The sequence below is a fragment of the Bradyrhizobium sp. 172 genome (genome assembly GCF_023101065.1).
In the GTDB taxonomy this organism is placed as follows: Bacteria; Pseudomonadota; Alphaproteobacteria; order Rhizobiales; family Xanthobacteraceae; genus Bradyrhizobium; species Bradyrhizobium canariense_D.
Genome location: NZ_CP064701.1, coordinates 1,907,980 through 1,920,733 on the forward strand (window position 1 = coordinate 1,907,980; position 12,754 = coordinate 1,920,733).

A 12,754-nucleotide genomic window follows, 5' to 3' on the forward strand; every position below is an offset into this window, starting at 1 on the left:
ATCACCGCAGGCTGGCGTTGAACTTGTCCAGCGCCGCCGAGCCCGGGCAGAGCGTGTCGGCTTCCAGCGTGTTGAGCGGCGTTTCGACCGTGTTGAGATGCTCGTGCAGGTCTTCCGCGTCGGGATCGACATAGAGCAGGCCGGTGACGATCTGTCCCTTGGCGGCGTGCTTTTGCAGGAAGGTCTGGGCGCCGAGCCGGTCGTGCGGATCGTAGTCGGCGTCGATCTTGCGCAGCGCGATCCTGCTGCCGTCATGCTGCTCGACCATTTGCACGGTGCCCGGTGCGTAATCCACCGCAATCGGATCGCGGCCGACCAGCACATCGAGCCGGTTCACCGCGTCATTGTGCTCGCGGACATAGTCGAAGCTCTTGGTCGAGCCGGCATGGTTGTTGAAGGCGATGCAGGGGCTGATGACGTCGATGAACGACGCGCCCTTGTGGCGGATCGCGGCCGCGATCAGCGGCACGAGCTGGGTCTTGTCGCCGGAGAACGAGCGCGCGACGAAAGTCGCTCCCAACTGCAGCGCGATCGCGACGAGGTCGATGGCGTTGTCGGTGTTGGTGACGCCCTTCTTGGACTTCGAGCCGCGGTCGGCGGTCGCCGAGAACTGGCCCTTGGTCAAACCGTAGACGCCGTTGTTCTCGACGATATAGGTCATGTTGACGCCGCGCCGGATCGAATGCGCGAACTGGCCGAAGCCGATCGAGGCGGAATCGCCGTCGCCGGAGACGCCGAGATAGATCAGGTCGCGATTGGCGAGATTGGCGCCGGTCAGGACGCTGGGCATGCGGCCGTGCACGGAGTTGAAGCCGTGCGAATTGCCGAGAAAATAGTCCGGCGTCTTCGACGAGCAGCCGATACCCGAAATCTTGGCGACCCGGTGCGGCTCGATCGAAAGCTCATAGCAGGCCTCGATGATGGAGGCCGTGATAGAGTCATGGCCACAGCCGGCGCACAGCGTCGAGATCTTGCCCTCGTAATCGCGATGGGTGTAGCCGAGCTCGTTCTTCTTCAGCCCGGGATGGTGGAATTTCGGCTTTGCAATGTAGGTCATGACACGGTCTTGCGGAGCGGGGTCACCTTGATGTGATCCTGGTGGTCGCCAATGGCTTTTGCGATGAAGCGGGCGGTGATCGGCGAGCCGTCGTAATGCACGATCGGCACCAGCCGCACCGGGTCGATGCCGTTTTCGTTGACGATGAGCTGGCGCAGCTGGCTGTCGCGATTCTGCTCGACCACATAGACGAAATCGTGCTCGGCGAGGAAGCTCGCCACGCTGGAGTGGAACGGGAAGGCGCGGATGCGCAGGCGGTCGAGCTGATGCCCGCGCGCTTCCAGCAATCCGATCGCCTCGTCCATCGCCGGCGTGGTCGAGCCGAAATAGATCACGCCGTATTTGGTTGGCCGTTCCGCATTGGCCTGGAGCGGCCGCGGCACCAGATCCTGCGCGGTCTCGAACTTGCGCATCAGGCGCTGCATGTTGTCGGCGTAGACCGAGCCCTCTTCGGAGTAACGCGCATAGCGGTCGCGCGACGTGCCGCGGGTAAAATAGGAGCCCTTGGTCGGATGCGTGCCGGGATAGGTTCGGTAGGGGATGCCGTCGCCGTCGACGTCGAGATAGCGGCCGAAATCGCGGCCTTCGTCCAGCATCTCCGCGGTCATCACCTTGCCGCGGTCATATTGCTTGGCGTCGTCCCATTTCAGCGGACGGCAGAGCCGGTGGTTCATGCCGATGTCGAGGTCGAGCATCAGGAAGATGGTGGTCTGAAGCCGCTCGGCGAGATCGAAAGCCGCGGCCGCGAACTCGAACGCTTCGGCGGGATCTTCGGGGAACAGCAGCACATGCTTGGTGTCGCCATGCGAAGCATAGGCGCAGGCGATGATGTCGCATTGCTGGGTGCGGGTCGGCATGCCGGTCGAGGGACCGGCGCGCTGGATGTTCATGATCACGGCCGGGATTTCGGCGAAATACGACAGCCCGATGAACTCGGTCATCAGCGAGATGCCGGGGCCGGAGGTCGCGGTGAAGGCGCGCGCGCCGTTCCAGGAGGCGCCGATCACGATGCCGATCGAGGCGAGCTCGTCCTCGCCCTGCACGATGGCGTATTTCGCCTTTCCGGTCTCCGGGTCGTGCCGGTACTTCTTGCAGTGGGCGGTGAAAGCTTCTGCCACCGACGAGGACGGCGTGATCGGATACCAGGCGCACACCGTGGCGCCGCCATAGACGGCGCCGAGCGCGGCGGCGCTGTTGCCTTCGATGAAGATGCGGTCGCCGACCTTGTCGGACTTCTTCACCCGCAGCCCGGTCGGGCATTTCAGGTTTTGCAGCGCCCAGTCGCGGCCGAGATGCAGCGCGTGGACGTTGGACGAGAGCAGCTTCTCCTTGCCCTTGTACTGCTCGCCGATCAGCTGCTCGATCAGCTTCGGATCCATGTCGAGCAGCGCCGAGAGCGCCCCGAGATAGATGATGTTCTTGAACAGCTGGCGCTGGCGCGGATCGGTATAGGTCGAGTTGGTGATCGCGGTCAGGGGGACGCCGATCACGGTGATGTCGTCGCGGAATTTGGTCGACGGCATCGGCTTGGTGGAATCATAGAACAGGTAGCCGCCGGGCTCGATGCCGGCGACGTCCTTGTCCCAGGTCTGCGGGTTCATGGCGACCATCATGTCGACGCCGCCGCGGGCGCCGAGATGGCCGTCTTCGGTCACCCGCACCTCGTACCAGGTCGGCAGGCCCTGGATGTTGGAGGGGAAGATGTTACGGGGGCTCACCGGAACGCCGTGGCGCAGGATCGCGCGCGCAAACATCTCGTTGGCGCTGGCCGAGCCGGATCCGTTGACGTTGGCGAAGCGGACGACGAAGTCGTTTACGCTGCTGATCGGCTTTTTGTCGGACATGCTGAACCTGCGTGAGTCATCTCGATCAAATATTTCTGCATGTCCCAGGCGCCGGTGGGGCAGCGCTCGGCGCACAGCCCGCAATGCAGGCAGACATCCTCGTCCTTCACCATCACGCGCCCGGTCTTGAGGTCGCTGGACACATAGAGATCCTGGTCCGGATGCAGCGAGGGTGCTTTCAGGCGCTGACGGAGATCGCCTTCCTCGCCGTTGTCCGTGAAGGTGATGCAATCCATCGGACAGATGTCGACGCAGGCATCGCACTCGATGCAGAGCGAGGTCGAGAACACGGTCTGGACGTCGCAGTTCAGGCAGCGATGAGCTTCGCCCAGCGCCAGCTTGACGTCATAGCCGAGCTCGACCTCGGTGCGGATGTCCTTCAGCGCGATCACCTTGTCGCGATGCGGCACCTTGTAGCGCTTGTCGTTGGAGATGTCGTTGTCATAGCTCCATTCGTGGATGCCCATCTTCTGCGAGGAGATGTACACGTCGGGCAATGGCCGCTCGGTGATGTCCTCGCCCGAGAGCATTTTGTGGATCGACAGCGCGGCGTCATGGCCCTGCGCCACCGCCCAGATGATGTTTTTCGGCCCGAACGCGGCGTCGCCGCCGAAGAACACCTTCGGGTTGGTCGAGACGAAGGTTTGCGGATCGACCTTGGGCATGTGCCATTTATCGAACTCGATGCCGCAGTCCTGCTCGATCCAGGGGAAGGCGTTCTCCTGGCCGACCGCGACCAGCACGTCGTCGCATTCGATGGTCTGGTCCGGCTCGCCCGAGGGGACGAGGTTGCGGCGGCCCTTGGCGTCGTATTCGGCCTTCACCTTCTGGAAGGTGATGCCGGTGAGCTTGCCGTTTTCGTGGACGAAGGCTGTGGGAACGAGGAAATTGAGGATCGGAATGTCTTCGTGGAGCGCGTCTTCCTTCTCCCAGGGCGAGGCCTTCATTTCCTCGAAGCCGGAGCGCACGACGACCTTCACCTCTTCGCCGCCGAGGCGACGCGCAGTGCGGCAGCAATCCATCGCGGTGTTGCCGCCGCCGAGCACGATGACGCGCTTGCCGATCTTGTCGGTATGACCGAACGAGACCGAGGACAGCCAGTCGATGCCGATATGGACGTTGGCGGCTGCTTCCTTGCGTCCGGGGATGTCGAGTTCGCGGCCGCGCGGTGCGCCGGAGCCGACGAAGATTGCGTCGTACTTCTCCGCGAGCAGCGCCTTCATGCTCTCGATGCGATGGCCGCCCTTGAAGTCGACGCCGAGACCCAGGATGTAGCCGGTCTCCTCGTCGATGACCGAATCCGGCAGGCGGAATTTCGGGATCTGCGAGCGCATCATGCCGCCGGCTTGGGCATCGGCGTCGAACACGGTGCAGTGATAGCCGAGCGGCGCGAGATCGCGGGCGACCGTCAGCGAAGCGGGACCACCGCCCACGAATGCAACGCGCTTGCCGTTCTTGGCCGAGGGGCGCGGCAAGCGCTGCGTGATGTCGTCCTTGAAGTCGGCGGCGACGCGCTTCAGGCGGCAGATCGCGACCGGCGTCTCCTCGACGCGTCCGCGGCGGCACGCCGGCTCGCATGGACGATCGCAGGTCCGTCCCAGAATTCCTGGAAACACGTTCGATTTCCAATTGATCATATAGGCGTCGCTGTAGCGGCCTTGGGCGATCAGTCGGATGTATTCGGGAACGGGAGTGTGCGCAGGACAGGCCCATTGGCAATCGACCACTTTGTGAAAGTAGTCGGGGGCCGCAATATCGGTCGGTTTCATTCCTACCCTGTCCGCGCAGGCTCAAAGACCCCGCGGCCTTTTCTTGAGCTTGCGAACGCTAACGCGCGGCGATCTGGTTTCTGAATGACGTCATTGGGTTAGCTTATTAGAACCGCTCCGAAGTACAACGGCAAATTTCGCGCTTCCCCTCTTTCATGGGAGCTACGCGCGCACAGATTAACGGCCGTGCGCAGTATGTGGCGGTGCAGCATGTTGCGATGCGTCCAATGGCTTAGTTGCGCGCGATGTCGCTCTTCGCGAGGTCCCACATCAGGCAGTAGGAGCCGACCGACACGGGAAGCGGGAATGGCGAGGCGGCAGGGCCGGTGAAGCGCTCGGCGATCACGGACGAGACCGCGCCGACATGCGTGCCGTCGATCAGCACGAACCAGTCGCGCGCGCCTTCGTTGCGCACCGCCGGAATATCCGCGGTCGCGCCTGATAGTTCCGGCTCGCTTTCGAGCAGATGCATGGAGATGATGCCGTCGTGTTTTTCCGGCGCCAGCCGTTCTTGCAGTGCGTCACGCCACGCGACTGCATTGTCCGCCGTCGGCCGCAGCCGCACGAGGCCGAGCGCCGCGCCGCGTCCGGTACCGTTGCTGATCGTGATGCGGGCGACCACGCGGAGCATGTCCTTGAAATGCGCCATGCTCCGCCGCGACCATTCGGTCTGACTGGCGAGCCTCGCCCGGTAGGCGGGACTGTCGAGCACGTCGAGCGTCGCGGTTGAATACAGCGAGAGATATTTGGGATTGGCGGCGTGCGCGACATAGCGCCGCGCTTCGAGAAAGCCCTCGATCGCAACGCGCTCTTCCAGATGCTCGCGATCGTACCAGCGGTCGAAATCGGGTTCATTTGGAACGTCGATATTCATCGACGTGAGCAACATGCCCTTCCCGGCGAGTGGCATTTTCTTGTCCCGCTATCGCGAAATCTTCGAAGCGATATCTGCGATCGACTTCATGACCGCGTCCCGCACGCCGGTATCATAGAGCGAATGGCCGGCTTCTTCCACGATGCGAATCTCGGAACCCGGCCACACTTTCGCGAGCGCCTGCGATGTCTCGGGAGGGCACAACAGATCGTAGCGGCCCTGGACGATGATGCCGGGAATGCCGTTGAGCTTGCCGGCGTTCCGCAACAACTCGTTCTCCGTCATGAAGCTGTCTTGGACGAAATAATGCGCCTCCATGAACGGCGTCGCCGGCAATGTGCGCCACACGTTCAGCGACGCCAGATCCAGCCGTGTCTTTGCCGCCTTGTGCTCCGACAAGGCGCGTTCGGTATCGTGCCAGGCGCGCGAGGCCGGGCCATGCACCGCCGGATCGGGATCGAGGATGCGGCGATAGTAGGCTTCCACCGGTTGCGCGCGCTCCTCTACCGGCAGCACGCTCAGAAAATCGTCGTAGAGCGCGGGGTAGAATTGCGACAGGCGCGAGGTGAAGGCGATCTCGACTTCAGCACGCGTGCCGAGAAAGGTCGCGCGCAGCGCAATTCCGGAGACGCGCTCGGGATGCGCCTGCGCATAAGCCAGCGCCAGCGTCGCGCCCCAGGAGCCGCCGACCACCATCCAGCGCGCGACGCCGAATTTCTCGCGGATCTTTTCCATGTCCGCGATCAGATGCTGCGTGGTGTTGTGTGCGCGCGATCCCTTCGGCCGGCTGCGACCGCAGCCGCGCTGGTCGAACAGCACGGCATGAAAACGGTCGGGATCAAACAGCCGGCGGTGGTCGGGCTGGCAGCCGCTGCCGGGGCCGCCATGCAGATAGACCGCCGGGATTCCGTCGGTGCGGCCGACGCTCTCGACATAGAGCTCGTGGCCGCCGCCGACGTCGAGCATTTCGGAGGTCAGCGGTGCAAAGGGATCGGCGCGCTTGACTGAGCTGGCCGCGTCGGCGTCAGGCACCATTCTCGGATTCCAGGGTGCCGCCGGCGAAATTGCGATAGAGGAAGCGGTTGGTTTCGCCCTCAGCCTCGCGCTCGGCCTGCTTGAAGATGGTCTCGTGCAGCGGCGACAGCGCGCAGGCGGGATCGGTGTTGGCGGCGTCGCCGGTCAGCGCAAAGGCCTGGCAGCGGCAGCCGCCGAAATCGATCTCCCGGAATTCGCAACTCTTGCACGGCTCCTTCATCCAGCCGGTGCCGCGGTAGCGGTTGAAGGCGTCCGAGTTCTGCCAGATCCAGGCGATCGAATGGTTGGAGCGCACGGATTCGAAGTCGAGCCCGGTGATGCTCTCGGCGGCGTGGCAGGGCAGCACCTTGCCGGCCGGCGAAATGTTGAAGAACTGCCGACCCCAGCCGCCCATGCACTTCTTCGGCCGCAGCGCGTAATAATCGGGCACGACATAGTCGATCGTGAGCCGGCCCTTCAGCCGCTCGCGCGCCTCCTCGACGATGCGGGTGCACTCGTCGAGCTGCGCCACCGTCGGCATCAGCGCGGCGCGGTTCTTTAGCGCCCAGCCGTAATATTGGACATTGGCGACCTCGAGCCGGTCGGCGTCGAGGTCCACCGACATCTGGATGATATCAGACAGCTGGTGCAGGTTTTGCCGATGCATCACCGCATTCACGGTGAGCGGCAAATCGAGCTCGCGCGTCCATTTTGCGACTTCGAGCTTCTTGCGGTGCCCGTTTTTGTAGCCGCCGACGCGGTCGGCGAGGGCTTCTTCAACGCCCTGAAAACTGATCTGGACGTGGCAGAGCCCGGCATCGGCAAGTTCGCTCAACCGCTCACGCGTCAGCAGCACCGCCGAAGTGATGAGGTTGGTGTAGAGCCCGACGTCGCTCGCATGCTTGACCAGCTCGACGAGGTCCTTGCGCGCCGTCGGCTCGCCGCCGGAGAAATGCACCTGCAGCACGCCGATCTCGGCGAGTTCGCTCAATACCTTCTTCCATTCCTCGGTCGTCAGCTCCTTGCCCGAGCGGTCGAGCTCGACCGGGTTGGAGCAATAGGGACATTGCAGCGGGCAGCGATGGGTGATCTCGAGCAGCACGGCGAGCGGAATGCCGAACGTCTCTGCCGTCGAGCGGCTCTTCTCCAGCACCGCGAGGCTGTCGCTGGCGTCGGGCGGGATGGTGGGATTGCCGAGCACATCGCTCATGACGTCTTCTCCCGGGCCTCCGTGAGAAAGCCCTTGTCGGCGAGATCCTGCAGCATGACGATGACGTCGGCCAGGATCGCCTCGCGCGGCGCGGCGTATTTTGCCGCGAGTTGGTCGGACATTTCGCCGACATTGCGCTCGCCGTCGCAGAGCTGCAAGACCTCGACCGCGATCTCGTCCGGCGCCAGCACGCGTTCGGGCGCCAGGATCACCCAGACTTTTCGCGTCTCGTCATATTTCAGCTTGGCGTGCCGCGGCAGAACCGGCCTGCTCGTCTCGCTGACGCTGATGTGACGCGGCCCGGCCATCGCTCGTTCCTCAGCTCGCCTTTTGGTGTTCTTGGGGCACGAACGCGCCCGGCGGAATATGGCCCTCGACATAGGCGTGTTGCAACGCGTCGAGCTGCACCCATAGCACGTTGGTCTTGAAGATCAGCGCATTGCAGACGGACGCGCGTTGCTCGGGCGTGACGGCATGCGCCTTGACATAGTCGAGCGCAAACCCGGCGTCGCGCGGCGCCTGCGCCAGCCGGCGCTTGAAGTAGCTCATGATATCAGGATTGACGAAGTCGTAGTGCTCCAGCATCCCGGAGATGCGCTCTTCGTGCAGGTTCGGCGCGAACAATTCGGTGAGCGAGGACGCGATCGCCTCCAGCGGCGACTTCTCGCGGCAATAATGCACATAGGCTTCCACCGCAAAGCGCGTCGCCGGCAGGATGCCTTCGGTCGATTCCACGTAAGCTGTGTCCAACCCGAGGCCTTCGGTCAGCTTCAGCCAGCGCTCGATACCGCCTTCGGAGCCGATGTCGCCGTCATGATCCTCGATGCGGTGGCGCCATTCCAGCCGCGTGGCGCGGTCGCGGAAGCGCGAGATCACCACCGCGTCCTTGATCGGGATGGTGCTCTGGTAATAGTAGCGGTTCAGCGCCCAGGCCTGCACCTGGCCCTTGTTGAGCTTGCCGCCATGCAGCAGTCTATGGAACGGATGCAGGCTGTGATAGCGCGTCGCACCGATGTGACGCAGCGTCGCCTCCAGCTCCTCGGCGCAAGTGAGCCTGATGTCCTTGCCGATCGAGAGCGCGGTCATTCCAGTCAGTGACGCGGCATTCACAGCACGATCTCCGTTCCGTCCGCGGGTATCTGCCAGCCCGCCGCTTCAGCGGCCTTGCGCTCCGGGGAAGCGGGCAGCAGCGCCGGATTCGAATTATTGATATGCAGAAATATCTTCCTGTCGAGTGTGAGGTCGGCGAGCCGCGCGATGGCGCCGTGGTCGCCGGACATCGCGACGTGGCCCATGCTTTTGCCGGTCTTGTGGCTAAGCCCGGCCTTGATCATCTCGTCGTCCTGCCACACCGTGCCGTCGAAGAACACCAGCGCAGCGCCGTCGATCTCGGCCTTGAGCGCGTCGGTGACCTCGGCGCAGGCGGCGATGAAGTAGAAGCATTTGCCGGTTGCTTTGTCGGTGATCTTCAGCCCCAGCGTATCGCCTTCGCCGCTGTCGCCGCCCGGATGCGTCTTGCCTTCCAGGTACCAGGCCGATTTGCCCGAGACCGCGAAGGGCAGCACCTCAAGTCCTGAGCGCGCCCCGTCCGGCAGCCGCGGCTCGAACGGCTCATTGATGTCGACCGGCAGGCGCTGCACGTTTTTCTCGTTCAGCACATTGAAGATGCTGTTCGCCTTCAGGATCGCCAGCACCTTCTCGTGCGCATAGACCGTGAAGGGCGAACCCTCGCGCATCGACAGCAGGCCGGCCACTGCGTCCACCTCGCTGTTGGTCAGGATCACGCCTGCGATCGGCGTATGGCGCAGCGCGCCTGCCTTCGGATGCAGCTGTGGCGTCGCATTCAATTGCTGGCGGAGGTCGGGGGAGGCGTTGATCAAGAACCAGTGCTCGCCGTCGCCGCTGAAGGCGACCGAGGCTTGGGTCCGTTGCAGCTCTTGGCCGTTATCACGGGCCGTCCGGCAGCCCTCGCAGCCGCAATTCCATTGCGGCACTCCGCCGCCGGCTGCGGCGCCCAGGACGACGACGCGAAGCATGATCCGTCTCCTGGAGGCAATGTCGCGAGGTGGACCTCACGCAAACACAAATCCTGTCTTCCGGACATGCATCGTGACCGAAAGATCCACCTGCGCAGAACGCGAACTCACCAACCGCTTACTTGCGGGTGGCGCTCACATACATGTTGATTTCCATGCCACAGGGCACTTCGACGATCTTCGGGGCTTTCCAGGCCATTTTCGGCTCTCCATTTTCGAGAATTCGGACGTATCCGCCCAACCCTTAAGTTAGTGCGGGTGGAAAAGTTCGCCAGTGAAATTTTCCCGAGAAAGCCATGTTGCGGCGCGAAAAATGCTGCCGGAACGATACTTGCTGGTGATGCTGCCTTGCGCCCGGCGCATTCGGTCGCGAACCCTGTCCTGATAAAGCGGTTGTGAGTGCAGTGCAGCTTTCAATCCGGTACAGGCGACCCAACTGGAACTTCGTGATGCCCAGATATTTCTTCAACACCCGTATCGGCGACGAACTGATCGTGGATCCTGAGGGAGAGGATTTGCGCAATCCCGATCGCGCCTGGGAGGTTGCCCGCCAGATGATTCTGGAGGTGCTGAGATCGGAAGGCACCCAGCCGGCCCTGCTTGAGGCCGTCATCGAGGTCACCGACCGCGAAGGCGAGATCGTGCTCGAATTCCCCTTCACCGAGGCACTCCTGGACATTCCGGACCAGTCCGCCACCCGGCATTAAGGCTTGCTCTCGCCACCGTCGCAATGGCGGAGGAATCCCTGCGAAATCCGCATGGCTTTGCCGCGTTCCCGGGGCTAAAAGACGCCGGTTACACGGAGCAAGTCATGCAAGATCTCTGGCGCCTGTCGGCGGCCGACCTCGCCAATCTCGTCAAAACCAAAAAGGTCTCCGCCAGGGAGGCCGCGCAGGCCGGCCTCGCCCGGCTCGACGCCGTCAATCCGAGCCTCAACGCCGTGATCGACCACCGGCCCGAGGACGTGCTCAAGCAGGCCGACGCCGTCGATGCCGCCATCGCCAGGGGCGAGGACCCCGGCATGCTGGCCGGAGTGCCCGTGACCATCAAGGCCAATGTCGACCAGGAGGGCTTTGCCACCACCAACGGCCTCAAGCTCCAGCGCGACCTGATCGCGCGCGAGGACAATCCGGTGGTCGCCAATTTCCGCAAAGCCGGCGCCGTTCTGCTTGGGCGCACCAATTGCCCGGCCTTCTCCTATCGCTGGTTCACCACCAACCTGGTCCACGGCGACACCAAGAACCCCCGCGACGCCTCGCTGACGCCGGGCGGCTCGTCCGGCGGCGCGGGCTCGGCGGTCGCGGCCGGCATCGGCCATATCGCCCATGGCACCGACATTGCCGGCTCGATCCGCTATCCCGCCTATGCCTGCGGCGTGCATGGCTTGCGCCCGACCTTGGGCCGCATCCCGGCCTTCAATCCGGCCCTGCCGGAGCGCCCGATCGGGCCGCAGATCATGGCGGTGTCGGGGCCGCTGGCGCGCACCGTCAACGACATCAGGATTTCGCTCGCGGCCATGTCGGCCCGCGACATCCGCGATCCCTGGTTTGTGCCGGTGCCGCTGGAAGGCCCCGCGCGGCCGAAGCGCGCCGCGCTCTGTCTCGACCCGGACGGCCTGGCCACCGCGCCCGAGGTGAAGGCCGCCGTCATCGACGCCGGCAAGCGGCTCGAACGGGCCGGCTGGACCGTCGAGACAATCGAGAACACCCCGCCGATGCGCGAAGCGGTCGAGTGGCAGATCAAGCTCTGGCTCGGCGACGGCTATGAGGCGCAGCTCGAGATGGCCGAGCGTGAAGGCGATCCCGGCGCGCTGGCGTGCCTGCGTGGCAACCGTGCCAGGGTCACGCCGATGGACCAGGCCAATTACGCCAAGGCATTGACCCGCCGCGCCAGGCTGACCCGCGACTGGATGCTGTTCTTCGAGACCTATGCCGTGCTGCTGACGCCGGTCTCCGGCGAACTGCCGTTCCCCGATCATCTCGACCGCAAGGACGACTCTTCCTTCAAACGCGTCTGGGAAGCGCAGTTGCCGCAGATCGCCATTCCCTTCATGGGCCTGCCGGGCCTCGTGGTCTCCACGGGCCTCGTCGGCAAGGCGCCGGTCGGCGTGCACATCGTGTCGGGCCGCTATCGCGAGGATCTCTGCCTGCTCGCAGGCGAGGCGATCGAGGCGGGCGGCGTGCCGCCGTCGCCGATCGATCCCGTAGGTTAGCGATGTCCGCGATCTACGACTTCAAGGCCAACTCGCTTCTCGGCGAAGAAGTGCCGATGCGCAGCTTCGAGGGGCAGGTGCTGCTGATCGTCAACACCGCGAGCAAATGCGGCTTCACGCCGCAATATCGCGGGCTGGAGGATCTGCATCGCGACCTGTCCCCGCGCGGCTTCTCGGTGCTCGGCTTTCCCTGCAACCAGTTCGGTGCGCAGGAGCCAGGGCAGGCGAGCGAGATCCAGGCGTTCTGCTCGACCAATTACGACGTCACCTTTCCCCTGTTCGAGAAGATCGACGTCAACGGCAGCAATGCCCATCCGTTGTATGAGTACCTGAAACGCCAGCAATCCGGCCTGCTGGGCGCCTCCATCAAATGGAATTTCACGAAATTCCTGGTGGACCGCGCCGGCAAGGTGGTTTCGCGCTATGCGCCGACCGCGCGGCCCGAAGGATTGCGGCAGCAAATCGAGACCCTGTTATGAGCGAGACAATCATGAGCGACGAATTTCCGGACCGCCTCTCGGTCGATCCGAACAGCCCCTTTTACAATGCGGACATTCTGGCGCGCGACGTCGGCATCCGCTTCAAGGGTGTCGAGAAGACCAATGTCGAGGAATACTGCATCAGCGAAGGCTGGGTCCGCGTCACCGCAGGCAACGCCAAGGACCGCCACGGCAACCCGCTGACCATCAAGGTGCACGGCCCGGTCGAGCCGTATTTCAGGGATAAGAAGTAGTTTTG

The 12,754-nt window shown here is 63.8% G+C and carries 14 protein-coding genes; 4 read left to right on the forward strand and 10 right to left on the reverse strand.

The genetic code is table 11. From position 1 onward, the window contains the following. Window position 1 precedes the first annotated feature (1 nt). The 10 genes from IVB07_RS09045 to pqqA all read right to left on the reverse strand — a co-directional run bounded on the left by IVB07_RS09045 (window position 2) and on the right by pqqA (window position 10,003). A complete protein-coding gene (locus tag IVB07_RS09045; protein ID WP_018454076.1) occupies window positions 2–1,057 on the reverse strand; it encodes a 2-oxoacid:ferredoxin oxidoreductase subunit beta in 1,056 nt (351 codons plus the stop codon). After that, complete coding sequence (locus IVB07_RS09050) at window positions 1,054–2,901, reverse strand: 2-oxoacid:acceptor oxidoreductase subunit alpha (protein ID WP_247767619.1); 1,848 nt, start codon at window positions 2,899–2,901, stop codon at window positions 1,054–1,056. The genes IVB07_RS09045 and IVB07_RS09050 overlap by 4 nt, the downstream gene beginning before the upstream one ends. Further along, window positions 2,871–4,670 carry an FAD-dependent oxidoreductase gene (locus tag IVB07_RS09055; protein WP_018454078.1) on the reverse strand — a complete coding sequence of 600 codons (1,800 nt, stop codon included), beginning with the start codon at window positions 4,668–4,670 and terminating at the stop codon, window positions 2,871–2,873. Before IVB07_RS09055 ends, IVB07_RS09050 begins: the two co-directional genes overlap by 31 nt. 232 nt (window positions 4,671–4,902) lie before the next feature. Continuing rightward, window positions 4,903–5,580 carry a DUF4286 family protein gene (locus IVB07_RS09060; RefSeq protein ID WP_247767620.1) on the reverse strand — a complete coding sequence of 226 codons (678 nt, stop codon included), beginning with the start codon at window positions 5,578–5,580 and terminating at the stop codon, window positions 4,903–4,905. 12 nt (window positions 5,581–5,592) lie between these two features. Further along, entirely contained in the window at window positions 5,593–6,579 is a 987-nt protein-coding gene (gene pip, locus IVB07_RS09065) for a prolyl aminopeptidase (protein WP_018454080.1), read from the reverse strand. Continuing rightward, a complete protein-coding gene (gene pqqE, locus IVB07_RS09070) occupies window positions 6,569–7,768 on the reverse strand; it encodes a pyrroloquinoline quinone biosynthesis protein PqqE (RefSeq protein ID WP_018454081.1) in 1,200 nt (399 codons plus the stop codon). Before pqqE ends, pip begins: the two co-directional genes overlap by 11 nt. After that, window positions 7,765–8,076, reverse strand: coding sequence for a pyrroloquinoline quinone biosynthesis peptide chaperone PqqD (gene pqqD, locus IVB07_RS09075; protein WP_007613770.1), 312 nt, complete (start codon window positions 8,074–8,076; stop codon window positions 7,765–7,767). Before pqqD ends, pqqE begins: the two co-directional genes overlap by 4 nt. Window positions 8,077–8,086: 10 nt before the next feature. Beyond that, window positions 8,087–8,878, reverse strand: a complete 792-nt coding sequence (gene pqqC / locus IVB07_RS09080) for a pyrroloquinoline-quinone synthase PqqC (RefSeq protein ID WP_026232667.1) — start codon at window positions 8,876–8,878, stop codon at window positions 8,087–8,089. Continuing rightward, window positions 8,875–9,804 carry a pyrroloquinoline quinone biosynthesis protein PqqB gene (gene pqqB, locus IVB07_RS09085; RefSeq protein ID WP_085361488.1) on the reverse strand — a complete coding sequence of 310 codons (930 nt, stop codon included), beginning with the start codon at window positions 9,802–9,804 and terminating at the stop codon, window positions 8,875–8,877. The genes pqqC and pqqB overlap by 4 nt, the downstream gene beginning before the upstream one ends. A 118-nt stretch (window positions 9,805–9,922) precedes the next feature. Continuing rightward, the gene (pqqA, locus tag IVB07_RS09090) at window positions 9,923–10,003 is read right to left on the reverse strand and encodes a pyrroloquinoline quinone precursor peptide PqqA (RefSeq protein ID WP_007595659.1); all 81 of its coding nucleotides are present in this window, start codon (window positions 10,001–10,003) and stop codon (window positions 9,923–9,925) included. Between the two features lie 250 nt (window positions 10,004–10,253). Here pqqA and IVB07_RS09095 point away from each other — a divergent pair, with 250 nt between their 5' ends. The 4 genes from IVB07_RS09095 (at window position 10,254) to IVB07_RS09110 (ending at window position 12,749) form a co-directional block, all read left to right on the forward strand. After that, complete coding sequence (locus IVB07_RS09095; RefSeq protein ID WP_007613759.1) at window positions 10,254–10,511, forward strand: hypothetical protein; 258 nt, start codon at window positions 10,254–10,256, stop codon at window positions 10,509–10,511. Window positions 10,512–10,615: 104 nt separating this feature from the next. Continuing rightward, window positions 10,616–12,016, forward strand: coding sequence for an amidase family protein (locus tag IVB07_RS09100; protein WP_026232668.1), 1,401 nt, complete (start codon window positions 10,616–10,618; stop codon window positions 12,014–12,016). 2 nt (window positions 12,017–12,018) lie between these two features. Beyond that, window positions 12,019–12,495 (forward strand): glutathione peroxidase, encoded by a 477-nt coding sequence (locus IVB07_RS09105; RefSeq protein ID WP_018454085.1) that lies wholly within the window; start codon window positions 12,019–12,021, stop codon window positions 12,493–12,495. Beyond that, window positions 12,492–12,749, forward strand: a complete 258-nt coding sequence (locus tag IVB07_RS09110) for a DUF3297 family protein (protein WP_007613756.1) — start codon at window positions 12,492–12,494, stop codon at window positions 12,747–12,749. Before IVB07_RS09105 ends, IVB07_RS09110 begins: the two co-directional genes overlap by 4 nt. The last annotated feature ends 5 nt before the right edge of the window (window positions 12,750–12,754 follow it).